This is a genomic window from Haloimpatiens lingqiaonensis (assembly GCF_901447495.1).
GTDB classification, from domain to species: Bacteria; Bacillota; Clostridia; order Clostridiales; family Clostridiaceae; genus Haloimpatiens; species Haloimpatiens lingqiaonensis.
This window is the reverse complement of the sequence record NZ_CABDWS010000002.1, coordinates 1-26,042: the sequence shown is the minus strand read 5'-3', so window position 1 is coordinate 26,042 and position 26,042 is coordinate 1. Positions and strand designations below refer to the sequence as shown.

Sequence of the window (26,042 nt, the reverse complement as noted above, 5' to 3'; positions counted from 1 at the left end):
CGAAGGAAAATCCTCCTTCACTAGCACACTAGCCAACTAGCACACTAACATCTAGTACACTAATATTCTCCTCGTTTAGTGTTTAAAGTGTCTCATTCCTGTAAATACCATGGATATTCCATTTTTGTTGCATTCATCTATAGACTCTTGATCCTTTAGAGATCCGCCTGGTTGAATTATAGCTTTTATATTGTGTTTAGCCGCTTCTTCCACTACATCGCCAAATGGGAAGAATGCATCTGATGCTAATATAACTCCTTCTTCTCCTCTTTCTAAAGCCTGTGTAGCTGCCCATATTCTGTTTACTTGGCCTCCAGCTATTCCTACAGCTTTTCCATCCTTAACTACTACTATTGCATTAGATTTAACATATTTAACAACTTTCATTCCAAATATTAAATCCTTCATTTCCTCTTCAGTAGGAGCTTTTTCTGTAACAACTTTAGTTTCATTTAATAATTTATCGTCAGCACTTTGAACTAAAATTCCTCCATCTACTTTTACTAACTCAACTTTATCCTTAGGAACTTGTTCTCCCTTTATAACTCTTAAATTCTTTTTAGTTTTAAGAACTTCAAGTGCTTCTTCAGTAAAGTCTGGTGCTATTACTATTTCTGAGAATATCTTCACAATTTCTTCAGCAGTTTCCTTATCTAAAGTTCTGTTAACTGCTATTATACCACCAAAAATAGATACTGGGTCACAGGAATAAGCTTTTTTATATGCATCGCAAACAGTTTCCCCTATAGCCACTCCACAAGGTGAGTTATGCTTTAAACCGCAGCAGGCAATTTCATCAAATTCCCATACAGTTTTCCAAGCTATATCCATATCTTTTATATTGTTATAAGACAATTCTTTTCCGTTTAATTGTTGGAAGTTTTTCATAGCGCCTCTTTCATAAGTAGACACGTAGTAAGCCGAGGTTTGATGTGGATTTTCTCCATATCTTAAATCCATCATTTTTTTGTAAGATAGAGATAAATACTCTGGGTATTCCTCATCTAATAAGAAATTGCTTATAGCTGCATCATAAGCAGATGTTAAATTAAATACTTTTCCTGCTAATTCTTTTCTAGTTTTGAAAGAAACATCTCCATTTTCTTCTATTTGACTTATTATTTTTTCGTAATCCTCTACTTTAGTTAATACTATAACATCTTTAAAGTTTTTAGCTGCAGATCTTAGCATAGTAGGTCCGCCGATATCTATAAATTCTACTTTTTCCTCAAAAGCTAAATCTTCTTGAACCTTATTGAAGAATGGATATAAGTTTACAACTATCATGTCTATTGGAGTTATGCCTTTTTCTTTTATTGTTTCCATATGACTTTCTTTATCTCTTATGGCAAGTATTCCACCATGAATATATGGATTTAATGTTTTAACTCTTCCATCTAGTATTTCATCAAAGCCTGTAACTTGATTAACTTCTATTACATCTATGCCATTTTCTTTTAGGTATCTATATGTTCCCCCAGTGGATATTATTTCTACGCCTCTGTTCACTAAGAATTTAGCTAAATCTAGTACCCCATTTTTGTCAAATACACTTATTAAAGCTCTTTTTAACATTATTATTCCTCCCCTTTTTTATTTAATAGATATCTTTCCTTGTGAAATCAACTTAATTGCCTCTGATAATGCTTTGTGTTCCTGCACTAGCACTCTCTTTTGAAGTTCTTCTGGAGTATCCTCTACGTATACTGGCACTGTCTTTTGAATTATTATAGAACCTGTATCTGTACCCTCATCTACAAAATGGACAGTACATCCAGAAACTTTAACTCCATACTCTAAAGCCCTTTCATGAACTTTAATTCCGTACATATCATTTCCACAAAAGGCTGGTATTAAAGATGGATGTATATTTATTATTTTGTTTTTAAACTTTTTAATTATATCCCCTTTTAGTATTGAAAGATACCCTGCCAAAACTATTAAATCAACCTTACCATCTACTATTTTTAATATTTCTTCTGATAAATTTCCCTTATGTTTTTTTCTATCCACACAGTAGGTTTTTATACCACTTTTTTTCCCTCTTTCTAAACCATAAGCACCCTCTCTGTCGCTTATGATCATTTCTATAGCACAGTTTTCTAAATATCCATTTTCTATATTGTCAATTATAGATTGAAGATTTGTTCCTCCTCCGGATATAAGTACTGCTATTTTAAACATACTTCTTTGCCTCCACGTTCTACATGACCTATTTTATATGCTTTAAATCCAAAATTATTTATTTTATTTATAATTTTATGCTCATCCTCTTTATTTACACATAATACAAAACCTATTCCCATGTTAAATGTGTTGAACATTTCTTTTTCATCCACTCCAAGACTCATTAAATGCTTAAATATATCAGGTACATTGAAGCTATTTTTATCCACTACTGCTGTAAAATCATCTTTAAACATTCTAGGAATATTTTCATAGAAACCGCCACCAGTTATATGACTCATTCCTTTTATATTAAATTCCTTTAAAAGGCCTAAAATAGTTTTTACATATATATTAGTAGGAGTCAATAAAACTTCTCCTATTTTCTTACCTTGAAAATCTTCATTTAAGTCCTTGATTGCCTTTCTAACTAAAGAATATCCATTACTGTGAACTCCTGAAGATTCTATTCCAATTAATATATCTCCCTCATTTATGCTGCTGCCATCTATTATTTTATCTCTGTCCACTATTCCCACAGCAAAACCTGCTATATCATATTTTCCATCATCATAAAATCCAGGCATTTCAGCAGTTTCTCCGCCAATTAAAGCACATTCTGATTGCAGACATCCCTCAGAAACCCCTTTAACAAGGCCAGCTGCCACCTCTGCTTCTAATCTTCCACAAGCTATATAGTCTAGGAAAAATAATGGTTTTGCTCCATGACACAATATGTCATTTACACTCATGGCTACACAGTCAATACCCACGGTGTCGTATTTGTTCATTTTAAAAGCTATGTCAAGCTTTGTACCTACTCCATCTGTGCCAGAAACTAAAACTGGATTTTTGTATTCTCCATTTAATTGAAACATTCCTGCAAAGCTTCCTATGCCATTTAAAACATTTGAGTTTTGAGTTCTTTTAGTGTATTCCTTAATTAAGCTTACAGTCTTATATCCCTCTTTTATGTTTACTCCTGATGATTTATAATCTATCATTTATATTCCCTCCTATATTTCCACCTGTATTTATCCTTATTTTCTAATCCCCAATCCTTAATACAGCACATAACTCCACTATAACTATTTTAAAATCCAATTCCAACCTGCACTAAAAATTATGTGCTGTGAACTAAGGTTTTATCTAAAGTCTTCACTTGGTGTTGACACTGGATATTCTCCTGAAAAACACCCTAAGCAATAGCCCTTATCTTTTCCTAAAGATTTTAAAAGTCCATTTATACTTAAATACTCTAAAGTGTCTGCACCTATTCTTTCCCTTACATCTTCTAAGCTACTAAAAGCTCCTATAAGCTCATTTCTGTAAGGGGTATCAATTCCAAAATAGCATGGAAACTTTACTGGAGGAGATGAAACTCTAAAGTGAACTTCCTTTGCTCCTGCTTTTCTAAGTATATTTACTAATCTCTTACTAGTAGTTCCCCTAACTATTGAATCATCTATTATAATAACTCTTTTTCCCTCTACATTCACCTTAAGTACATTTAATTTAACGGAAACATCTCTTTCTCTCATTTCCTGAGTAGGCGATATAAATGTTCTTCCTATATATTTATTTTTAATTATTCCCATGGCATATGGTATGCCTGAAGCCTTGGAATATCCTATAGCTGCTGGCACTCCTGAATCCGGTACACCAATTACCACATCCGCCTCCACTGGACTTTCCTTATAAAGTATTTCTCCAGCTTTAATTCTTGATTCATATACATTAACCCCGTCAATTACACTATCTGGTCTTGCAAAATAAATATATTCAAAAGAGCAAGTGGCACAGCCTGTCTTTTCTGCAAACTTTATGGTTCTTACGCCTTCTTCATCTATTATGACTATTTCCCCTGGTTCTACATCCCTTATAAATTCAGCTCCAATAGAATCTAATGCACAGCTTTCAGAGCTCAATATATATTTTTCTCCCATCCTACCAAGGCAAAGAGGTCTTATACCATTTGGATCCCTAGCTCCAATAAGCTTGTTTTCTGCCATTAAAAGCATAGCATAGGATCCTTTCACAAACTTTAATGCATCCACTATAGATCTCTCTACGCCTTTTTTATAGCTTCTGGCAATAAGGTTTATTATAACCTCTGTATCTACGGATGTTTGAAAAATACATCCTGTTTCTTCTAAAAGTTCTCTTACCACATCTGCATTTACAAGGTTTCCGTTATGAGCTATAGAAATAGAGCCCAATTTAAATGTACTTACAAGTGGCTGAGCATTTACTCTTCCTGCGCCTCCTGCTGTAGAATATCTCACATGTCCTATGGATATATTCCCTTTCAAATCTTGTAAATTTTCTTTACTAAAAACATCACTTACAAGACCAATATCTTTATGACATTTAATTTCTTCTCCATTTTTTACTGATATACCACAGCTCTCTTGACCTCTATGTTGAAGAGCATATAATCCATAATAAGTTAAATGGCTTATTTCCTCATCTATTTCATTTGAATATATACCAAATACACCGCACTCTTCTTTTAGTTTGTCTTCCTCTAAGTTAAAGCCTTCCATATGCAAGTTGTTCCCCTCCTTAATGGGTAACAGCTACTGGTTAATAATCACCAAGCACTGTTGCCTATTTTATTCTGCTCATTATTTCTTCATAAGCACCTTTTACATTGCCCAAATCTCTTCTAAATCTGTCTTTATCTAGCTTTTCATTAGTTTTAGCATCCCAGAATCTGCAGGTATCTGGTGAAATTTCATCTGCTAATAATACCTCATCATGGAATCTTCCGAACTCTATTTTAAAATCTATTAGTTTTATTCCTCTTTCTATGAAAAATTCTTTTAACAAGTTGTTTATTTTTTCTGTAGCTTTATATATTTTATCTAATTCTTCAAAAGTAGTTAATCCTAATGCCACTGCATGGTAGTCATTTATAAGTGGATCTCCTAGGTCATCATTTTTATAGCATATTTCATAAATTGTAGTTTTTAATTCTGTTCCCTCTTCAACACCTAATCTCTTTGCCATGCTTCCTGCTGCCACATTTCTAACTATTACTTCTAGAGGAACTATGCTTACTTTCTTACATAACTGATCTCTTTCATTTAACTTTTCAACTAAGTGAGTTTCAACTCCATTTTTCTCTAACATATTAAAAAGTGCACAACTTATACTGTTATTTAAAATTCCCTTATCTTCTATAGTTCCTTTTTTCTCCCCATTAAAAGCTGTGGCATCATCCTTATAATGTACTATTACGTAATCATCATTTTCTGTTTTGTATACTTTTTTAGCCTTTCCTTCATACATAAGTTCCTTTTTTTCAAATTTTAAGTTTTCCATTAGAATTCTACCCCCTGCTCATTTTCTCTTATAAATTTTTCCTTCATGTCTTTTCTATATTTTAAAAGTTTTACTCTTAATTCTGGGTATTTCAAAGATAATATTTCCACCGCAAGCATTCCTGCATTAAAGCTATTGTTCATACCTACAGTTGCTACTGGAATTGATTTTGGCATTTGTACTATAGATAAAAGTGCATCCATGCCACCTATTGCGGCATTTATAGGCACCCCTATTACTGGTAGGATTGTTTGAGAGGCAATAACCCCTGGAAGATGTGCTGCAAGACCTGCTCCTGCTATTATGCACTCAACTCCCTGTGCTTCTAATTCCTTTAAGGTTTCTGAAAGTTTTTCCGGCACTCTATGAGCTGACAATATATATCCTTTATGTTCTATTCCAAATTCCTTTAGAATTTCAGAAGCTTTTTTCATAACTTCCATATCTGACTTACTTCCAAATATTATAGCTACTTTCACTTTTATTCTCCTCTCTTTTTTTAATTGACTTCCATGCTTAGCATTAAGCAAAAATTTAATTAAGAAGCTTTTCTAAAAGTTCATTCTATAAATTATTTTCTAAATTTTATTAAGATTTGTTTTTACATATAAAAATCCGTTATACAGCCATAAGTAAGCTCTATAACGGATGAAATATACTCTATTAAAAGATAGTTATCCCTATAAAACTTACCCATAGTCAGAAAATTTACGGTTTTCCGGTAGAAACACTTGATCCATATCATCAAGCATATATGAGTTAGTTAGTGTTAGTTTTAGTTTTTTATCATATTTAAATAATAACACTATGTTTTATAAAAATCAATACAATTTATGAAATTTATTTTTAATTATTCGTATTAATACTGTATGTTACTTCGATTTTATAGTTGTATCATTCGTGTTTTCTTAGTAAACAATTAAACTTTTGTACATAGCTTTCAAGTTATGTGCCATTTTTTAAAAAACTCCTTTAAGAGTTTTATCTTTCACACTTACTTCTTAGCTAATCCCATTACTTATCTGCAAATTTTATATTTTTATTTTATAACTGCGAAAGTTGAATACTTAATTCTCAATTCTCAATTCTTAATATCCCTTAAATACAACGCCCTCCTTAAATCCACCTTATAATATATTTATTTTTGTTGTATAATTGAATATATTTATAAGTACAAACTGGAATTAGAGACTGAAGCTTGACCATTAATGACTAAACAAAGTCTCCCTCTAAAAAATATTATGCTCTCTTTCCTAGTACCTAGCACCTAGTACCTAGTACCTAAATACGCCTAGCACCTAGTACCTAGTAAATACGCCTAACCATAACTATTACTATAAATTAATGACTGGAAATTGGTGATTAGGGACTTAGAATTGGTGACTATTAATTAAAATAACTTTATTTACAGAGAGGATGTTAAAAAATGTGGCCAATAATTATAATTGCTTTTATTTTTATATTAGTGTTTATAGTTTCTAGAAAAAATTATATTAATAGAACAAACTATCTTTCTGATAATTTTAATGCTTTTAATGAAACATTAAAAGAAAGATATGAAAAGCTAAACGATCAACAGAAAAAGCTCTTCATATCTTCCCTAGAAAAAGATTTATATTTATTTTTTGATAATGAAATCCTAAAGACTCCTTCTAAAATGCCCCAAAATACTTGGACTATACAACAGAGAATGATGAAGCAGCAGGAGATAGCTTCAAGGCTTAAAAAATTTATTTAAAGTATTCTACTCCAGCTTTAAATATCTTTTGATCCTTTTCTCCTAAAATATTCTTAATAACGCCATTGCCTCTTCTTTCGCTGTGGCCCATTTTACCAAGAATTCTTCCATCAGGACTTGTGATACCCTCTATGGCATAAGCTGAACCGTTAGGGTTAAATTCTATGTCATAAGTAGGGTTTCCATTAAAGTCTACGTATTGAGTAGCTATTTGACCATTTTCAAAAAGCTTCTTAGCCAAATCTTCTTTAATAACAATTCTTCCTTCCCCATGGGAAACAGGTATGCTGTGAACATCTCCCACATTTACATTGCTAAACCATGGAGATAGATTAGATACTACCTTAGTGCTTACTATTCTAGACATATGTCTTCCTATTTTATTGTAAGTAAGTGTTGGACATTCCTCATCTATGTGCTTTATTTCTCCAAAAGGCACCAAACCTAGCTTTATAAGCACTTGGAAGCCATTACAGATTCCAATCATAAGTCCATCTCTATTTTTTATAAGATTCATTACAGATTCCTTAACTAAAGGATTTCTAAATATATTAGCTATGAATTTTCCTGAACCATCTGGCTCATCTCCTGAGCTGAATCCTCCTGGAAGCATTATTATTTGGCTATTATCTATAGCTTTTGATAGTTCCTGTACAGATTCTTTAATATATGCAGGAGTTAAATTTCTAAATACAAAGGTTTCTACATTAGCTCCAGCCTTTTCAAATGCCCTTTGGCTGTCATATTCACAGTTAGTTCCTGGGAAAGCAGGTACAAGCACTGTAGGTTTTATATTTTTACCTAAATATATTGTTTTATCTAATGTGTTTTTACTTCCATCCTTGTACAATGTTTCTATTATCTTTCCACTTATATCCTCAGCTTTATTTGTTTTAGTTGGGAATACTTTTTCTAAAGTTTCTCCCCAAGCCTTTAATGCTTCTGCTAAATTTATATGAGTTTCTTTTATTTCTATTTTTTCTTCTTCTATAGTATTACCTAAAACTCTGTATCTTTCTGAATTTACTCCTTCTAAAAGGCTTTCATCCTTTAATTCCAATATTATAGAGCCATATTTAAATTTAAATAATTCTTCTTTTTCTACATTATCATTAAATTTAAATCCAATTTTATTTCCAAAGCACATCTTAGATATAGTTTCACTTATGCCGCCAAATTTTACAGAAGATGCAGCTAGTACACTACCCTTATTTATAAGGCTTGTAACTATATTATAATTTTCCTTTAATATTTCTAAGTTTGGCATGCCCTTATCATCTATAGGTAAATCTAAAATAATAACTTTACTTCCTGCCTTTTTAAATTCTGGAGAAACTATATTATTAATTTTAGAAGTTCCCACAGCAAAAGCCACAAGTGTAGGTGGTACATTTAAATCCTTAAAGCTTCCTGACATACTGTCCTTACCACCTATAGCTGGTATATTTAATTTCTTTTGAATATATAAAGCTCCTAGTAAAGCTGAAAATGGCTTGCCCCATTTTTCCTTATCTTCTCCTAGTTTTTCAAAGTATTCTTGAAGAGTTAATCTTATTTTATTGTATTCTCCTCCTGTTACAACTATTTTAGTTATAGCTTCTAGTTGTGCATAAATAGCTCCATGGAAAGGACTCCATTTAGCAATATATGGGTTGTATCCAAAGCTCATTATGCTGGCAGTTTCTGTTTCTCCCTTAAGCACAGGTATTTTTGCTACCATAGCTTCTATTGGTGTAGATTGATATTTACCACCTAAAGGCATAAGAACTGTGCCCGCACCTATAGTTGAGTCAAACTTCTCTGTAAGCCCCCTTTGACTACATACATTTAAATTTTGAAGGTTTTTAATCCATGCATCTTCTAAAGATAAATTCTTATATAAATCCCAGTTGAAATTATCTAAGAATTCGCTTTCTTCTGGCTCATTTACAACTATATCTGTGTATCTAGAAGCTCCGTTGGAGTTTAAGAAATCTCTATCTATATCCACTATGTTTTTTCCTCTCCAATTCATAGTCAATCTATTGTTAGAAGTTACCTTAGCTACTACAACAGCTTCTATATTTTCCTTATTTGCATATTGTATGAATTCATCCTGGTGTTCCTTTGAAATCACCACTGCCATTCTTTCTTGAGACTCTGATATAGAAAGCTCTGTTCCATCTAATCCTTCATATTTTTTAGGCACCTTGTCTAAATCTATATATAACCCATCTGCCAGTTCTCCTATAGCCACTGAAACACCGCCAGCGCCAAAGTCATTACATCTTTTAATTAGCGATGCCACTTCTTCTTTTCTAAATAATCTTTGAATTTTTCTTTCTTCAACAGGATTTCCCTTTTGAACTTCTGCTCCACAAGTGTATATGGAATTTTCATCATGTTCTTTAGAGGATCCTGTGGCTCCTCCACATCCATCTCTTCCGGTCCTTCCACCTAAAAGTATTATTACGTCTCCCTCTTCAGGTTCTAATCTTTTTACATTCTTCTTAGGTGCTGCTGCTATTACTGCCCCTACTTCCATTCTCTTTGCCCTAAAATCCTCATGGTAAACTTCTGTTACCTGACCTGTAGAAAGTCCTATTTGATTTCCATAAGAGCTATATCCATTAGCCGCCTCTGTGGTTATCTTTCTTTGAGGAAGTTTTGATGGCAGTGTACTGCTTATAGGCACTGTTGGGTCACCTGAACCTGTAACTCTCATAGCTTGGTATACATAAGCTCTTCCTGATAGTGGATCCCTAATAGCTCCTCCAAGACAAGTAGCTGCTCCCCCAAAAGGCTCAATTTCTGTAGGGTGATTGTGAGTTTCATTTTTAAACATTAAAAGCCATTTTTCATCTTTTCCATCTACATCCACATCTATTTCTACGCTACAAGCATTTATCTCTTCTGAAACTTCAAGATCATCAAGCATTCCCTTTTTTCTAAGTTCCTTAGCTATTATACACGCCATATCCATTAAGCACATTTCTTTATTTTTTTCTTTATATAAAAGCTCTCTTGATTTTTTATATTCTTCAAAAGCTTCTTCCAATACATCTTTGTATTTTCCATCTTTAATTTCTACATTTTTTATAATAGTGTTAAAAGTAGTATGTCTACAATGATCTGACCAATAAGTATCTAATACCTTTATTTCTGTAAGTGTAGGATTTCTCTTTTCACTTGAAAAATATTTTTGACAGCAAAGCATGTCATCTAAATTCATAGCTAAACCTAATTTTTCTATTAAGCCTTCTAATTCCTTTTCATTCATGTCTATGAATGTTTCTATTTTTTCTATATCTTTAGGTTCAGTTACTTGCATTTCTAAAGATGAAGGTTTTTCTAATTTAGCTTCACAGGAATCCACAGGGTTTATACAGTAATTTTTTATTTTATCAAATTCCCCCTGGCTTATATTTCCTTCTATAACTATAATTTTAGCTGTTTTTACTATAGGTCTTTCTCCCTCAGTAATAAGCTGAACACATTGCGCTGCAGAGTCTGCCCTTTGATCATACTGTCCATCTAAATATTGTATCCCAAAAACCTTACTTCCCTCTGCCACTTCTATTTCTTCCTCATAAACATTATCTACTGGTGGTTCAGAGAATACAGTGTCTATAGATTTCTTAAGCTGTTCTTTATCTATGCCACATACATCATATCTATTTAATATCCTTAAACCTTCTATTTCTTTTAAATTTAAGTCATTAATAATATTTGTTAATAATTTTTTAGCCTCATCATCAAAACCTTTTTTCTTTTCAACATAGATTCTAAAAACTTCATTAATCATGCCTTCATCCCCTTTTCAAATTATGAAACTAACACAACTAACTGAAAAACTAACTAACTTTATTAAATTAAAACAACTAACTGTCAACTAACGAATATTTTTATATTTCAAATCAAAATTATACGTTATATTTATAATTATAATACACTTTAAAGAATTTTGAAAGTTTTTTATTCGGAAAAAAATTGTGATGTAGGCTGTATAGGAAAAATCTGCTTTTAAGTCCACAATAAATATATTTTTTAGACTGTTCGCAATACGCTAAGAAATTCTAATGTTTTTAAATTTAAATACCCTAAAGCTTTCAAACTCACTCGTTCCTCGCTCAAGCAGTGAAAGCTTCTTAACGGGTCTTCAAATTTAAAAACAAAGAATTTCTAAAGCTAGCTCAATAGTCTAAAAAATATATTTATTGTTCCCTTAAAAGCAGATTTTTCAGTTCATGCGCAAATCATCACTGGGAGAGAGCAGCCTACTAAAGGATGATTTTCCTCCACTACGTTACGGAAAATCTTTAATTTATAAAAAGAGAACGCTCATAATATTTTTTAGGCGTAGCCGTTGGTTTAGTTACCAATCCCTAATCCCCATATGAAACTTCTTAAATTTATATATTTTATAGTTATTTCTCAAAACTCCTCAAGCGTTTTATCCTTCCTAGTACCTAGCACCTAGTACCTAGTACCTATATAATGTCTATATAGTATCAAAATAAATTACCCCCCAAAAAAAGATAACATAATTTCACATTGTGAAATTATGTTATCCTTCACTAGCCCTCTAGCCCACTGGCACCCTAGCCCACTAAAGCCATAAATTGCATCGCAATTTATGCTTTAAGATTCTAGTTCTTCGTACTTTTTAAGGGATTTCTTAACAACTCCCATTAATCCTAATAATGCAATTACGTTTGGTATAACCATTAAACCATTAAATGTGTCTGCTAATTCCCAAACTAATTTAACTTCCATAGTAGTACCTACAACAATAAATGCTAAAACAAGCAGTCTATATACAGGCAATCCTTTATTTCCAAATAAATATCTAATATTAGATTCTCCAAAGAAATACCATCCAATTATAGTTGAGAAGGCAAAGAAGAATAATGATACTGCAATGAATATGTTTCCGAAGTTACCTAAACCTAATTCAAAAGCCTTTTGAGTTAATTCTATTCCTGTAGTCTTTCCATCCAATGCACCAGTAGTAAGTATTACAAGTGCTGTTAAAGTTAATATTACAAAAGTATCTATAAATACTCCAACTATTGCCATTAAACCTTGATCTTCTGGATGTTTAACCTTTGCTACAGCATGTGCATGAGGAGTTGAACCCATACCAGCTTCATTTGAAAATAATCCTCTAGCTACACCATATCTTACAGCTTCCTTTACACCTACACCTATAAGTCCGCCAGTAGCAGCTTTAGGATTAAATGCACCCACAAATATCATTTTGAAAGCTGGAATAATATGTGCCCAATTAGCTATTACGATAAATAAACTTCCTATTATGTATAGAAGAGCCATTAAAGGAACTATTTTTTCAGTAACAGCTGCTATTCTACTTATACCACCTACAAATATAAGTCCTGCCAAAGCTGCAGTAATTATACCCACTACTAAAGTTGGAATACTAAATGCTTTTGAAAAAGCTGTTCCAATTGAGTTTGCTTGTACCATATTTCCTATAAAACCTAATGCTATTATTATACTAATAGAGAAAAAACCTGCTAAAAATTTACTATTTAAACCTTTTCTTATATAGTACGCTGGTCCACCTGTTATTTGGCCATCAACTTTTTCTTTATAAACTTGAGCCAAAACAGCTTCTCCAAATATTGTACCCATTCCAAAGAAGGCACTTAGCCACATCCAGAATATTGCTCCTGGTCCACCTGCTGCTATAGCTGTTGCTGCACCTGCTAAGTTACCAGTTCCCACTTGAGCAGCTATTGCTGTTGCTAATGCTTGGAATGAAGACATACCGTCCTCACCTGCTTTTTTACCCCTTAAAGATATACCGCCAAATGCTTTTTTAAATGCAGCGCCAAACTTTCTTACTTGAACAAATTTTAATCCAAAAGTAAATGCTATACCTGTTCCACATAACAGGAATATTAAAATATAATTCCAAAGCACTTTGTTAATATTTTGTACAAATTCTAGCATAAAAACTACCTCCTTATTATTTGTAATAATAATAGTACATTCTACCTATATTTATATATTCTATACCCACTTACTTTTTCCTTCTCCTTTTCCTTACTTTTTGATACTTTTTAATTTTTTTTAAACTTTTTTGACATTTATTATTCTTTTAATGAACTTTTTCACATGCCACTTACATTGTTTCCTAGTTTATTTTTATTTAATTATAGTTATATCAATAATTTTTTGGTAATTTAACCTAAATATTCAATTACCATTTAAAATATAAAAATATTTATTGTAAATTGTTTTTCCCATTTATATGTGAACCACCTGCCATATAAACAACGGAGGTTTTAGGGCATTTTCTATAAAAAAATAAAGAGAAATAGCTTCTTTTGCATAACTATTTCTCTTTATTTCATATTATAAATGCTTTTCTACATCAATTAATTTTCATAAATAAACTTCAATATCTACAATATTTTTTAATTTTAAAACTTCCAAAAGAGTTTTTTCCTCCATTTTTAATTCTACATTTTAAATTTTGAAATTTACTTTATATTTTCTACTCTACAGTGCTTTAATTCTATAGCCTTATAGAATTCTGAATATCCTATTACTTGACCAGATACTGTTATCTCATCACCTTTTTTTATTTTACCTGCAATTCCTTTTTCAAACTTGCACTTTATAAAAAGCTCATTATATACCACCCCATCTATATTTACAGGGCATTTAACTGTATCAAAAAATTCATTTACCTCTGCTACCTTTAGTGTCCATTTAACATATTTACCATTATTTATTTCATAAAATTTTACCATATTTCTTTTTAATTGAGCTTCAGAAATATTTTTCCCTTCATTAGCTGATATATCTTTTACTGATACTGATACATATTTTCTCTCTTTATTTTTTTCTATCATTGATGAAACATTGGTTCCTATAGTTGTAAAAATTATTATTATAAAAATTATCGCTATTAAATAACTTAAACTGCTTTCTGCTTTATATCCTTTAAACATAATTTCCTCCTGTATTGATGTAATAAAATCACCTAAATATAATATCACTTAATGTATAAAATACTGAATTAATCTGAATATTAACATTATTATTTAATAATTCAAATTTGGCAGTTATAAAATTTATAGGTAAATAATAGGTAAGAGCTAAGAAGTAAGAGTTAATGTAGAAATTAAAATTCACATGCGAAAGTTGAGTTAATAACTATATATTTCCCTTGACATGAAAATAATATTTATTTATACTTTGTTTATAAAATACTTTGAGAATCAAAATATTTGATAATCCAAATAAAAGGAGATTTTAATATGAAATTACCTAGTTTAATTATAGGAAACTTAAAAGCTAAATTGCCAATAATTCAAGGCGGTATGGGCATAGGAATATCACTATCCGGCCTAGCTTCTGCTGTTGCCAGGGAAGGCGGCATTGGAATAATTTCTGGTGTAGGTATAGGCTTTAGAGAAAGTGATTTTTCTGTTAATTCTAAAGAAGCAAATATAAGAGCATTAAAAAAAGAAATTGTAAAAGCTAAAACTTTAAGCTCCAATGGAATTATAGGTGTTAACATTTTAACTGCCTCAAATGAATATGAAGAATTAGTTACTACCGCTTCCCAGTGTGAGGCTGACTTAATAATTTGTGGTGCTGGACTTCCAACAAATTTACCTGCATTGGTGAAAAATAAAATAACTAAATTAATACCTATTGTTTCCTCTGGAAAAGCCGCTTCGATAATAACTAAACTTTGGAAAAGAAAATACAACTATATACCAGATGCTTTAATAGTAGAGGGTCCTAAGGCTGGAGGTCACTTAGGGTTTTCTAAAGAGGATTTATTTAGAGAAGATAAAAAATTAGAAAATATATTAGAAGAAGTAATTAAGGCTATTAAACCTTTTGAAGAGGAAGCTAAGAGAAGTATACCAATAATAGCTGCTGGAGGTATATTTCACGGAAGTGATATTCCTAAATTTCTAAAGTTAGGAGCTTCGGGAGTTCAGATGGGAACTAGATTTGTAGCAACAGAAGAGTGCGATGCTCATATAAAATTCAAAAGAGCATATATAAATTCAAAAAAAGAAGACCTAGATATCGTAATAAGCCCTGTAGGTATGCCAGGAAGAGCTATTAAAAATTCATTTATAAATTCAATTAAAAATGAAAATTTACCTATTGATAAATGTTACAGATGTTTAAGTCACTGCAATCCTAAAACTGCCCCTTATTGTATATCTAAAGCACTTATTAACTCTGCTAATGGGAATTTAGATGAAGGACTTATATTTTGCGGTGAAAATGCTTATAGATTAAAGGAAATAGTGCCAGTTAAAGATCTTATACAAACTTTATTAATAGAAGCAGAAGAAAATTAAGAGGCTGATAAAATTCAGCCCCCTTTAATCTCTACACTTTTCAATCTCTATATTAATACTTTACTAAACTTTCGCATATAAATTTTAAGTTCTACATTATACAAGGTAAGAAAGTAAAGAGTATTACTTACCTAGAAATTTTTAATTCCAGCACCTAGCACTTAGTACCTAACATTTAATACCTAACTAAGTATTATTTGCCTGTAAATTTTATATTTGTATTCTATAACTGCGAAAGTTGAATACTTTACAATTAAAGCTCACATAGATACATTTATTCCTTTGTTACATAAAACACTGATCCTATAACTCCATCAGGATCGTTAACTATTTTAAACTTTTCATTTTCTTCTATTTGTTTTACAGTAATTACATCACCATTTTTTTTATCTTTTATATCTATGATGAAACTTTCTGGAATATCAACAGCTTTAGCTATTACATCCACTTCTGTAAGTTGAGTTTGTATAGTAAGCCCCCTATTTTCTATACTAGCTCTCCCTTCAAATATAATAGGAACAGCTTGTTTTATTTCTTCGTCCTTTGTTACTAATTGTACATCCACGTTATATATTTCTTCCACATTCATTGAATTTCTTTGAATATTTTTTATAACTCCATATTTTTTTTCATCTTCCAATTTTACAATTAATTTTGCACTATCTCCACTATTTTTAAGTATTTTCATCATTTCAGATTTTTGAAATTTTACTGGGCAAGATTCTTTAACCTCTGTACCATACAAAACTCCTGGTATGTATCCAGCCTTTCTTGACTTTATACCCTTTTCATTTCTTTTTAAAGCAGTAACACTATTCATGTCCACATACCTCCCCATAATTATCAATATGTAATTATCCTTTGAATTCATTGTATCAATGGGATACATTTTTGTCAATGCATTACTTTTATGTCAATCACCTATAACTTTATGAACTATTTGTAAATGAATTACCTATCTTGATTATAATATGCACATAAATAATGTGAACTTTTTTTAATACTAAATTTCTTGTGAACTTACCCAACCATAAGGGTAAGAGGTTTTACGGGCTCAAATTACAAAAAATAGGACTGTGGCATTAAAGAATTTACATACGCTATATTGTTCTAAAAATTTAAATCTAGTACAATATATGGTAGTATTTATTCTTAGTGCCACAGCCCATTTCCCAACTGTATTTAATTTATATATTCAAATCACTTTTATATATTCAAATTTGATAACTAAAAATATATTGAAAATCAGAAGTTATTGTAATTATTATTCGTACTTATTTATTATTTCAGAAATCTTATCTAAAGCAGCTATAAGTTCATCAATTTCATTACAAGTTATGCCTGCTTCTAAGCCTGTTGGACTTTCCTCATCTATTATGTGTTCTATTTTATCAATAGTATCTTTTATCATGTCTTTTACTTTTGAGTATTTTTCATTCATAATTTTACTTCTCCTCTTTTTTAAATTTGTTCCTGTTTTTTTAAATATTTTCATCATCTCTTTTAATAATTTTATTTTACCCTTAATTTCTGTAAAAAATAATTATTATCACTAACATGGGATTATTATATCATATTTCTAGCTTATTATCTATATATAAAGGCCATAAGTTCTTCCCTTCCATACTTTCAATAATAATTATTAGTTGTGATTTACGAAGCAATATAATTATGCTAAACTATATATCATAATTATATGAATTTTCATAAATAAATATATGTTTTATGGTATTATGCTATACATTTATAATTAATTATTTTATTTAACTTTTGCAGATTTAAAACTAAAATTAAATTATTTTACTAGTGTATGGAGGAATAAAAATGAACAATTTAAAAATCTCATTAAAAAAGCTTCTAAAAAGATATTTTATTGATGCATTAAGTTTCATGGCTTTAGGGTTATTTTCTTCATTAATAATAGGACTTATACTATCTCAAATTTCTAAAATTCCTGGTTTAAATTTTATAGGTGAATTTACCACAGTTATATCTGCTAAATCCCCTGTAGTTGGTTCTGCTATAGCTGTTGCCATAGCTTGGGGTTTTAAATGCAGTCCTCTTGTGGTATTTTCTTCTGCAGCTACTGGTGCTTTTGGCTACACTTTAGGCGGTCCTGTTGGTGCTTACATAGCTGGCGTAATTGGATCAGAAATGGGTAATCTAGTTTCCGGTAAAACAAAAGTAGATATAATAGTTTCTCCTTTTGTTACTATTATCTTTGGATGTATTGCAGGCAAATTTGTGGGTCCATATATATCTAATTTTATGGGCGATTTAGGTCATGTGATAAATTTGGCCACTACACTTCACCCTATTCCTATGGGCATAGCTGTATCAACACTCATGGGTCTTGCTCTTACAGCTCCTATTAGCAGTGCAGCCATTGCTATTTCCTTAAACATGTCGGGTCTGGCAGCTGGTGCCGCTACCGTAGGCTGTTGTGCTCAGATGATTGGTTTCGCAGTAGCTAGTTATAGAGAAAATAAAATTGGTGGCTTAATATCCCAGGGGCTTGGTACATCCATGTTACAAATATCTAACATTATGAAAAATCCTTTAATACTTATACCACCTACTTTAGCAGGTGCTATATTAGGACCACTCTCCACAACAATATTTAAATTAGAAAATAATCCTTTGGGGGCTGGTATGGGTACTAGCGGACTAGTAGGTCCTATTGGAACCTTTGCCACTATGAATTCCTACAAATCCCCAATTACATTGATAATATACATAGCACTTCTTCAATTTATAGCACCGGCAATACTTACTATTGTTTTCTCTACTTTTATGAGAAAAAAAGGTTTAATAAAGGAAAATGACATGAAGTTAAATCTTTAATTTTTATAAAAATACTTTTTAACTAAATATTTTATTATTATATTTAGAACTTTTTTCCCAAAGTCTCATATTATATATTAAAATTACCCATTATAAATTGTATACTATATGTTATATATGTCTACTTATTAATTTTTTTAGCATAAATAGTGTACAAAATATAATTAAATGGTATAATTATTATGTGCTATTTTAATAATATTTTGAGGGGGAAAAGTCATGACCTTCTGTGACGAAAATAACATAGATTTAATAAAAGAAGAATTAAGATACTTAGAATTACTAGCAAAACAATATCCATCCATATGTGCTGCTAGTACAGAAATCATAAATCTACAAGCTATTTTAAATTTACCAAAGGGAACAGAACATTTTATAAGTGATATACATGGTGAATATGAATCTTTTATTCATGTTTTAAAAAATGCTTCTGGTGTTACTAAAAGAAAAATAAATGATGTATTCGGCAATTCCTTAAGAGAAAAAGAAAAGGAAAGCCTAGCAACTTTAGTTTACTATCCAGAACAAAAATTAGAGCTTATAAAAAAAGATGAAACCAATTTAAAAGATTGGTACAAAATAACTCTTTATAGACTTATAGAGCTTTGCAGAGAGGTTTGTTCAAAATATACTCGTTCCAAGGTAAGAAAATCATTACCTCAAGACTTTGCATATATAATAGAAGAGTTATTACACGAGGGAAATAAAAAGGTAAACAAACTAGAATACTATAATGGAATCATAGAAACTATAATCGATATAGATAGAGCAGATGAATTTATCACAGCTATTTCAAAGGTAATTCAAAAGTTGGTAGTAGATAGACTTCACATTGTAGGTGACATTTATGATAGAGGTCCTGGAGCAGATATAATCATGGATAAACTTATGAAACATCATTCTTTAGATATTCAGTGGGGAAATCACGATATTCTTTGGATGGGTGCTGCTGCAGGTTCAAAATGTTGTATTGCTAATGTGCTTAGAATTTCTTTAAGATATGCTAATTTAGCTACCATAGAAGATGGCTATGGAATAAATCTTCTTCCACTAGCTACCTTTGCCATGAACCAATATGAAAAAGATGATTGCAAAGGCTTCAAACCTAAAACTTTAGACAAGCTTCTTACAGAAACGGATACTATTTTATTTTCTAGAATGCATAAAGCTATATCTATAATACAATTTAAACTAGAAGGTCAATTAATAAAATCTCATCCTGAATTTTTAATGGATGATCGATTGCTTTTGGATAAAATAGATATTGAAAAGGGAACCATCAACTTGTATGGAAAAAACTATAAAATTAATGATACTAATTTCCCTACAGTAAACTGGAAGGATCCTTATAAACTAACTAAAGAAGAAGAATGTTTGATAAATAAGTTGACTAATTCCTTTGTAAATAGTGAAAAACTAGAAAGACATATAAGATTTATGTATAGCAAAGGAAGCATGTATACAGTTTATAATTCCAACTTATTGTACCATGGATGCATACCTCTTAATGAAGATGGTTCTTTCAAGGAAGTAGAAATTGCCCATGGTAAACATAAAGGTAAGGATTTATTAGACACTTTAGATAGATACGCAAGAGAAGCTTATTTCTTTAAAAACGATAAAAAGTCTAAAGCCTATGGTATGGATATATTATGGTATTTATGGTGTGGTCCTGATTCTCCATTGTTTGGCAAAGAGAAAATGACTACTTTTGAAAGATACTTTATAGATGATAAGAGCACTCATAAAGAGAAAAAAGATAGTTACTATAAATATAGAGATAGCGAAGAAATCTGTAGTTATATATTAAAAGAATTTGATTTAGAACCAGATTCATCTCATATAATCAATGGACACATTCCAGTGAAATCTAAGGAAGGTGAAAGTCCTATAAAGGCTTGCGGCAAGCTTTTTGTAATTGATGGAGGTTTTTGTAGAGCTTATCAACCTCAAACTGGTATAGCTGGTTACACATTAATATATAATTCTTATGGCTTACTACTTACGTCACACGAACCTTTTGAATCTACTCAAAAGGCTATAAAGGAAAATAAAGATATTCTTTCTTCTACTATAATATTAGAACATGTAAATAGCAGAAAGAGAGTTGCGGATACGGACATAGGAAATGAATTAAAAAAACAAATTAAAGATTTAGAAATGTTATTAATTGCTTATAGAAAAGGTCTTATAAAAGAAAAGAAATAATGCAACTTGCAAATTTAAGAAAATATTCTAAACTTTAAAGCATAAATTTCAAAACATTAATCCCCAATATAGAGTAAAACTAATTTTAGTGAACCATTTTATACCTGTTGTAGGTATCTCACTCATATGCCTCATAAGGAACCTATGGTTACTACTAATTAGCTGTTACTTATGTATTGGGGATTACTATTTATATTATTATTTATATTATTATTTATATTATTATATGGATTTTTCTGCTTTATCTAAAATTTCTTTATGTTTGTTTACTAGCTGTTGAAGCTTATCTTGAAACATATCTCTATTTTCTATAAAGGGTAATTTAATTTCCCAAGTAGGATTATATGTGTCATCTACTTCTTCTATAGAATTTATCATTTCTCCAAACTCTTCCATATTGTAATTATCATATATAGAATCAAATTCATCGTCTTCCACATCTCTATCTGTAGTTAACTTTAAATTTACTACTTCCCCATCCTCTTCCTTTACTAAGTAAATACCCTCTATTAAATTTCCATTTTCCTCAAGAGTATAGCTATTTACTTCTCTTTCTAAATATCCTGTTTCACTGTTTCTTTCCATTAAAATTATAGTAGTTTCTTCCATAAAATTTTCTCTCCTTTTATATCTAGTATACAAGGTAATGAGCCCCTTGTGATGGCTATATTTCCATATTTAACATTATTCTTATTATTTTTCAAAACTAAAATTTATTTTGTTACCTTCCAATATTAATTTGGCACTGAATATATTTCCTTTTTTAGATTTAAATCCCGAAATTACATCTGTGCTGCCAGTTTGTATAAGCTTTTGAACCTGCTGCCTAGGTATTTTAACCCCACAAATTTCTCCTATAAAAAAGTTACAGCCCTCTTGCCATTTATTGCATCCATAACCCTTTTTATTTCTAACTATATGTCCATTGTGACAAAAGGGGCATATACCCAATACCTGTTGAACTTTTTCTTTATCTAATTTTAAATCATTGTCCTGTAAAACTCTCCCAAAGAGCCTTTCGCCTTCTATTACTCTACTTCCCTTTAATACCTTTTCTACATTGCCTCGTATGTAGTTCTCTAATTTATCCATAAATTCCTTTGGCTGAATTTCTTTTTCTGCCACCATACCTAACCCCTTTTCCCAACTAGCAGTAAGCTTAGGGTTCAATAAGGATGGAATGGATTTTTTTATAACTTCGTATATCATTTCTCCCTTAACTGTTGGAGTTACCACCTGGGTCTTATTATTGGTTCTTATATATTCTATTCTATTTAGCTTTTTCAGTATTTCAGCTCTAGTGGCACTGGTACCTATACCACTGCCCTTTATCTGCTCTCTAAGTTCTTCATCTTCTATTAGTTTACCTGCATTCTCCATGGCTATTATCATGGTTCCTGATGTATATCTTTTAGGCGGAGAGGTTTTTCCCTCTTTAATATCCATGGCATCTACAGTTACTTCTTCACCTTTTTTTAAGTTTTTAAAAAACTCCGGGGAAATAGTATTTTTATTTTCTTTTTCTTCCCCTAAAACCTCTAAGTATCCCTTAGAAGTACAGGTTTTTGCATTGGTAAAAAACCTCTCATCTCCTACTTTAGTTGTAAGAGAAAACTTTGTATACTTGGCATTAGGATAAAATATGGCTAAAAATCTTCTAAGTACTAATTTATAAACATCCTTCTCTAAAGGTTTTAATGTATTATAGTTTTCAAAACCTTCTCCTGTAGGAATAATAGCATAGTGATCTGTAATTTTCTTATCATTTACATATTTACTCTTTATAATCTTGCTATTCCACTTTTCTTCCAAAATCTTCTTTGAAAATCCCGCTGCCTCTTCATCCCATTTAAATAAAGTAAGCTTTTTTAGGTTTTTATGAATTTCCTTTGCCACTGCAGTAGATAAAACCCTAGCATCGGTTCTAGGATAGGTTAGAAGCTTCTTTTCATACAAGCTTTGAACTGTGCTAAGAGTCTTGTCCGGATCTATTTTAAACCTTTTAGAACATTCATTTTGAAGTTCTGCTAAGTTAAATAAAAGAGGTGGATTCTTATTTTCAACCTTCTTCTCAACATTTTCAATAAATGCCTTTTTACCTTCCTCTAAACTATTTAAAATTTCCTTTATGAATTTTTCTGCTTCTTCCTTTTCTCTAAAACCAACTTCACTGTATAGCTTAGGGGAACTATAATATTTAGATCCCTCTACTGCTTTCCATTCACCTTCGTAATTTGAATTTTCATCTTTAATTATATTTAATGAAGCTATTATTCTGTAAAAGGGTGTTTCCTTAAATTCTCTAACTTCTCTCTCTCTATCTACTACCATGCCTAAAACACAAGACATTACTCTTCCCACTGCCACTACTGAATTATCTGCATTTATAGAATTGGAAAGGGTTTTTCCATATATAATTGTCAAAAGCCTTGAAAAATTAATTCCAAGTAAGTAATCCTCTTTAGCCCTTAAATAAGCTGAGTCCGCCAATGCATCATATTCCTCTAAAGGCTTTGCTTCTTTTATTCCTCTTTTTATTTCTTCTTCTGTTTGAGAGTCTATCCAAACCCTCTTCTTTTCCTTTTTAGGATTTCCAACCATCATGTCCACTAGCCTATATATGTATTCTCCTTCTCTTCCTGAGTCTGTACACACATATATTTTTTCTATATCTTCTCTTAAAATAAGTTCCTTAACTATCTCAAATTGTTTTGCCACCGCAGGAATTATTTCGTATTTGTATTCCTCAGGTAAAAAAGGCAATGTATTCAAAGACCATCTTTTAAGCTCTGGATTATAGACTTCTGGATAACTCATGGTAACCATATGACCTACACACCAGGTGAAAACTGCCTTATCACCTTCCCAGTATCCATCTCTCTTATTTCCTTTTACATTTAAAAGTTTTACAAACTCCATGGCCACAGAAGGCTTTTCTGCTACAAATAACGATTTACCCATTAAAAATCCTCGCAATCTAATTAAAGTCCCAAATTTATATTATCTTCCTTATGTTCTATTCTCTTATTTATATTATTTATTATTTCATCTGGATATCCTAAATACTCAAGTATCTTAATTGCATTTCTAGTAGGTGATATCCCTTCTCTTATTTTATATTCAAAATTCAACCCTTCTTTAGTTACATTTTCAGTAAAGTAATAGTTGTAATAGGTTTCCTTTACCATATTGGTTATTTCCAAATCATGAGTAGCCACCATAACCAAACAATTATTTTTAGCTAAATAATCTAAAATCTCTGCAGCTGCATTTACTCTCTCCACAGGATTTGTGCCTCTAAATATCTCATCTATTAATGTAAGTATAGGATATTTATCAAAACCAGAAGAGTTTATTATTCTTTGAAGAGCTTCTGCTTCACCTAAATAATAACTTTTTCCTTCAGTTATATTGTCATTTACACTTATAGAGGTTATAACTCTAAAGAAGCTTCCCCTATATTCCTTACAAATACAAGTATATATTGTTTGAGCAAAGAGAGCATTTATTCCTACAGTTCTCAAAAATGTAGATTTACCAGACATATTTGATCCTGTTATTATTATATTATTGTCCATATTCAAAGAATTACATACAGGATTTTCTATTAATGGGTGACTAACCTCCTTTAATAAAAGCTTATTATCATTATTTACAAAAACAGGTTCTGTATATTCTTTCAAACCTTCTCTATAAGATGCTACAGAAATTAAAGCATCTATTTTACCTATATTTTCATATATTCTTTTTATACTTTCCCTTTGTTTTTCTACTTCCTTAACTACGGAGAAATATGATCTAATTTCCATTAAAAAGAATATATTTATGTAATCTAAAAATACATCTACTCCTTCAGTTCCAGCCATTGCAATAGAGGCAGAACTCTTTATAAGTTTATTACATTTGCCCATCTCTTCCTTTAGAACATTTATCTCTTCAATATTTTTACTACAATTATTTAATGAGGATATATTTTTTGCAGCAGCTAAAACCCTGTACATATACTTTATACAAGAGGTATCTGCTCCTATCCTTCTTTTAACCCTTGAGTGAATAGACAAATTTATAAAATATATACCAAATACTTCCAAAACACCTATAGAAGGATTTTTCTCCACAGCATATATAACCGCTATTAATGCTAATAGGGCAAGCAAATTCAATACTACCTTTAGAACTTTTGAATATTGAAATTCACCATTTAAAAATTCAACAAGGGTAGCCTTTCTATCCCTGCCTAATTTATCTAGGAAAAATCTTATTTTATCCCTTGTATCCTTATTTGTTGTAAAATACTCTATTTTTTCCCCAGTTCTTTTAAGTTTATCCTGGCTAAAACATGGCTTTCTAAGCATATGATAAAGATATTGCTCCCCTGGAGTAGACAGAGTCCTGTCCAATTTTAAAAATACCTTATCCATATCTAAATCTAACCAAGTTTGCTCATCCACATAAAATTCTTCTTTACTTTTTAATACATCATGTAATTTCCTAATATGTTCAAATTTTCTTTTCTTATTAACTTCATTTCCCCAGTTATTACTTAATTCTCTTATTCTTTTATAACTTTTCATTTTTAAACAAAAATAAATACCTAAACATATTAATACCACCGATAAAATTATTCCAATAGCATACAATTTATTAATTCCTATATTTATTATTGAAGTGTATCCTATTACAATTCCCAAAATTATTGAAATCATTGAAAGTAATCTAAATACATTTTCCTTTGTTCCTTTATTAGTACCGTTTACCATAAAGCACCTCCCCAATGTATATAATATATATTATATATCAAAATCACTTGTTTGTGGCGAAACGGTGGCAAAATAAAAAACACCAAGTTCAAAACCTAGTGTTTCAAATGTGCGACTAAACCGATAAGCCGAGTTCTGTCGTGAACAGTCATCTATCTAGGCCTATTGTTACCAATAGGCTCAAGCGATCTTACCCGGAGACAGAGCGGGCAACTCCATATGTCTCTCTATTCGATCTTGCTCCAAGTGGGGTTTACATAGCCGCAAAGTCGCCATTGCGCTGGTGAGCTCTTACCTCGCCTTTCCACCCTTGCCAGGCAGCTAAGCTGCACTCATGAAGTAAACTTCATTCTGGCGGTATATCTCTGTTGCACTTTCCTTCAGGTCACCCTGACTGGGGGTTACCCAGCACCCTGCCCTACGGAGCCCGGACTTTCCTCTCCCAGATACTATCTGGCAGCGACTGTCTAGCTTACTCGCAAATATTATATTATCACAGTAAAAAAATTAAATCAAGTTATTTTTAAATGTATCAGAGATTTAGCACCTAAATTCCAGTAAAAATTTTATTTTTACTGGAATTGTATCTTTTTACATTTACTTAAAGGGCTGGTAAGCCCGCAGACCGATAGGTCGCAAAAATAGATACACTTACCCCTA

At 31.1% G+C, this 26,042-nt stretch carries 18 protein-coding genes, 1 other RNA gene and 1 riboswitch; of the genes, 4 read left to right on the top strand and 15 right to left on the bottom strand.

The window, feature by feature from the left end:
- Positions 1-75: 75 nt before the first annotated feature.
- The 6 genes from purH to purE all read right to left on the bottom strand — a co-directional run bounded on the left by purH (position 76) and on the right by purE (position 5,972).
- Positions 76-1,575: a bifunctional phosphoribosylaminoimidazolecarboxamide formyltransferase/IMP cyclohydrolase gene (purH, locus tag FGK85_RS00625; protein WP_138202809.1), complete on the bottom strand. Its 1,500-nt coding sequence runs from the start codon at positions 1,573-1,575 to the stop codon at positions 76-78.
- A gap of 18 nt (positions 1,576-1,593) precedes the next feature.
- Positions 1,594-2,184, bottom strand: coding sequence for a phosphoribosylglycinamide formyltransferase (gene purN / locus FGK85_RS00620; protein WP_138202808.1), 591 nt, complete (start codon positions 2,182-2,184; stop codon positions 1,594-1,596).
- Complete coding sequence (purM, locus tag FGK85_RS00615; protein ID WP_138202807.1) at positions 2,172-3,170, bottom strand: phosphoribosylformylglycinamidine cyclo-ligase; 999 nt, start codon at positions 3,168-3,170, stop codon at positions 2,172-2,174. Before purM ends, purN begins: the two co-directional genes overlap by 13 nt.
- Before the next feature lie 141 nt (positions 3,171-3,311).
- Positions 3,312-4,712, bottom strand: a complete 1,401-nt coding sequence (gene purF / locus FGK85_RS00610; RefSeq protein ID WP_138202806.1) for an amidophosphoribosyltransferase — start codon at positions 4,710-4,712, stop codon at positions 3,312-3,314.
- Between the two features lie 64 nt (positions 4,713-4,776).
- Entirely contained in the window at positions 4,777-5,493 is a 717-nt protein-coding gene (gene purC, locus FGK85_RS00605; RefSeq protein ID WP_138202805.1) for a phosphoribosylaminoimidazolesuccinocarboxamide synthase, read from the bottom strand.
- Entirely contained in the window at positions 5,493-5,972 is a 480-nt protein-coding gene (gene purE, locus FGK85_RS00600) for a 5-(carboxyamino)imidazole ribonucleotide mutase (protein WP_138202804.1), read from the bottom strand. Before purE ends, purC begins: the two co-directional genes overlap by 1 nt.
- 197 nt (positions 5,973-6,169) lie before the next feature.
- Positions 6,170-6,271: riboswitch (purine riboswitch) on the bottom strand.
- A 648-nt stretch (positions 6,272-6,919) separates the two neighbouring features.
- Here purE and FGK85_RS00595 point away from each other — a divergent pair.
- Positions 6,920-7,231, top strand: coding sequence for a hypothetical protein (locus FGK85_RS00595; RefSeq protein ID WP_138202802.1), 312 nt, complete (start codon positions 6,920-6,922; stop codon positions 7,229-7,231).
- Here FGK85_RS00595 and FGK85_RS00590 read toward each other — a convergent pair.
- From FGK85_RS00590 to FGK85_RS00580, 3 genes are all read right to left on the bottom strand, one after another.
- Complete coding sequence (locus tag FGK85_RS00590) at positions 7,224-11,015, bottom strand: phosphoribosylformylglycinamidine synthase (protein WP_138202800.1); 3,792 nt, start codon at positions 11,013-11,015, stop codon at positions 7,224-7,226. The genes FGK85_RS00595 and FGK85_RS00590 overlap by 8 nt on opposite strands.
- 836 nt (positions 11,016-11,851) lie before the next feature.
- The gene (locus tag FGK85_RS00585) at positions 11,852-13,186 is read right to left on the bottom strand and encodes an alanine/glycine:cation symporter family protein (RefSeq protein ID WP_138202798.1); all 1,335 of its coding nucleotides are present in this window, start codon (positions 13,184-13,186) and stop codon (positions 11,852-11,854) included.
- 533 nt (positions 13,187-13,719) lie between these two features.
- Complete coding sequence (locus tag FGK85_RS00580) at positions 13,720-14,193, bottom strand: hypothetical protein (RefSeq protein WP_138202796.1); 474 nt, start codon at positions 14,191-14,193, stop codon at positions 13,720-13,722.
- A gap of 309 nt (positions 14,194-14,502) precedes the next feature.
- Here FGK85_RS00580 and FGK85_RS00575 point away from each other — a divergent pair, with 309 nt between their 5' ends.
- A complete protein-coding gene (locus FGK85_RS00575) occupies positions 14,503-15,570 on the top strand; it encodes an NAD(P)H-dependent flavin oxidoreductase (RefSeq protein ID WP_138202794.1) in 1,068 nt (355 codons plus the stop codon).
- A 274-nt stretch (positions 15,571-15,844) separates the two neighbouring features.
- On the opposite strand, the gene FGK85_RS00570 is transcribed toward FGK85_RS00575, so the two are convergent.
- Positions 15,845-16,390 (bottom strand): 50S ribosomal protein L25, encoded by a 546-nt coding sequence (locus tag FGK85_RS00570; RefSeq protein ID WP_171011287.1) that lies wholly within the window; start codon positions 16,388-16,390, stop codon positions 15,845-15,847.
- Positions 16,391-16,834: 444 nt separating this feature from the next.
- On the bottom strand, positions 16,835-17,011 hold the full coding sequence (locus FGK85_RS15220; RefSeq protein WP_171011286.1) for a hypothetical protein: 177 nt from the start codon (positions 17,009-17,011) through the stop codon (positions 16,835-16,837).
- Positions 17,012-17,394: 383 nt separating this feature from the next.
- Between FGK85_RS15220 and FGK85_RS00565 the strand changes: the two genes are divergently transcribed.
- The gene (locus FGK85_RS00565; protein ID WP_138202790.1) at positions 17,395-18,414 is read left to right on the top strand and encodes a PTS sugar transporter subunit IIC; all 1,020 of its coding nucleotides are present in this window, start codon (positions 17,395-17,397) and stop codon (positions 18,412-18,414) included.
- A gap of 219 nt (positions 18,415-18,633) precedes the next feature.
- The gene (locus FGK85_RS00560; protein ID WP_138202788.1) at positions 18,634-20,622 is read left to right on the top strand and encodes a fructose-1,6-bisphosphatase; all 1,989 of its coding nucleotides are present in this window, start codon (positions 18,634-18,636) and stop codon (positions 20,620-20,622) included.
- A 222-nt stretch (positions 20,623-20,844) separates the two neighbouring features.
- On the opposite strand, the gene FGK85_RS00555 is transcribed toward FGK85_RS00560, so the two are convergent.
- From FGK85_RS00555 to rnpB, 4 genes are all read right to left on the bottom strand, one after another.
- On the bottom strand, positions 20,845-21,231 hold the full coding sequence (locus FGK85_RS00555; RefSeq protein ID WP_138202786.1) for a DUF6762 family protein: 387 nt from the start codon (positions 21,229-21,231) through the stop codon (positions 20,845-20,847).
- An 84-nt stretch (positions 21,232-21,315) separates the two neighbouring features.
- Positions 21,316-23,583 (bottom strand): type IA DNA topoisomerase, encoded by a 2,268-nt coding sequence (locus FGK85_RS00550; protein ID WP_138202784.1) that lies wholly within the window; start codon positions 23,581-23,583, stop codon positions 21,316-21,318.
- A gap of 20 nt (positions 23,584-23,603) precedes the next feature.
- Positions 23,604-25,382: a MutS-related protein gene (locus FGK85_RS00545; RefSeq protein ID WP_138202782.1), complete on the bottom strand. Its 1,779-nt coding sequence runs from the start codon at positions 25,380-25,382 to the stop codon at positions 23,604-23,606.
- A 108-nt stretch (positions 25,383-25,490) separates the two neighbouring features.
- Positions 25,491-25,861, bottom strand: an RNA gene (rnpB, locus tag FGK85_RS00540) — RNase P RNA component class A.
- Between the last annotated feature and the right edge of the window lie 181 nt (positions 25,862-26,042).

Excerpts from the sequence above, each read along its gene's own strand:
- purH (WP_138202809.1), bottom strand. The coding sequence starts at position 1,575 with ATGTTAAAAAGAGCTTTAATAAGTGTATTTGACAAAAATGGGGTACTA.
- purN (WP_138202808.1), bottom strand. The coding sequence starts at position 2,184 with ATGTTTAAAATAGCAGTACTTATATCCGGAGGAGGAACAAATCTTCAA.
- purM (WP_138202807.1), bottom strand. The coding sequence starts at position 3,170 with ATGATAGATTATAAATCATCAGGAGTAAACATAAAAGAGGGATATAAG.
- purF (WP_138202806.1), bottom strand. The coding sequence starts at position 4,712 with ATGGAAGGCTTTAACTTAGAGGAAGACAAACTAAAAGAAGAGTGCGGT.
- purC (WP_138202805.1), bottom strand. The coding sequence starts at position 5,493 with ATGGAAAACTTAAAATTTGAAAAAAAGGAACTTATGTATGAAGGAAAG.
- FGK85_RS00595 (WP_138202802.1), top strand. The coding sequence starts at position 6,920 with ATGTGGCCAATAATTATAATTGCTTTTATTTTTATATTAGTGTTTATA.
- FGK85_RS00590 (WP_138202800.1), bottom strand. The coding sequence starts at position 11,015 with ATGATTAATGAAGTTTTTAGAATCTATGTTGAAAAGAAAAAAGGTTTT.
- FGK85_RS00585 (WP_138202798.1), bottom strand. The coding sequence starts at position 13,186 with ATGCTAGAATTTGTACAAAATATTAACAAAGTGCTTTGGAATTATATT.
- FGK85_RS00580 (WP_138202796.1), bottom strand. The coding sequence starts at position 14,193 with ATGTTTAAAGGATATAAAGCAGAAAGCAGTTTAAGTTATTTAATAGCG.
- FGK85_RS00575 (WP_138202794.1), top strand. The coding sequence starts at position 14,503 with ATGAAATTACCTAGTTTAATTATAGGAAACTTAAAAGCTAAATTGCCA.
- FGK85_RS00570 (WP_171011287.1), bottom strand. The coding sequence starts at position 16,390 with ATGAATAGTGTTACTGCTTTAAAAAGAAATGAAAAGGGTATAAAGTCA.
- FGK85_RS15220 (WP_171011286.1), bottom strand. The coding sequence starts at position 17,011 with ATGAATGAAAAATACTCAAAAGTAAAAGACATGATAAAAGATACTATT.
- FGK85_RS00565 (WP_138202790.1), top strand. The coding sequence starts at position 17,395 with ATGAACAATTTAAAAATCTCATTAAAAAAGCTTCTAAAAAGATATTTT.
- FGK85_RS00560 (WP_138202788.1), top strand. The coding sequence starts at position 18,634 with ATGACCTTCTGTGACGAAAATAACATAGATTTAATAAAAGAAGAATTA.
- FGK85_RS00555 (WP_138202786.1), bottom strand. The coding sequence starts at position 21,231 with ATGGAAGAAACTACTATAATTTTAATGGAAAGAAACAGTGAAACAGGA.
- FGK85_RS00550 (WP_138202784.1), bottom strand. The coding sequence starts at position 23,583 with ATGGGTAAATCGTTATTTGTAGCAGAAAAGCCTTCTGTGGCCATGGAG.
- FGK85_RS00545 (WP_138202782.1), bottom strand. The coding sequence starts at position 25,382 with ATGGTAAACGGTACTAATAAAGGAACAAAGGAAAATGTATTTAGATTA.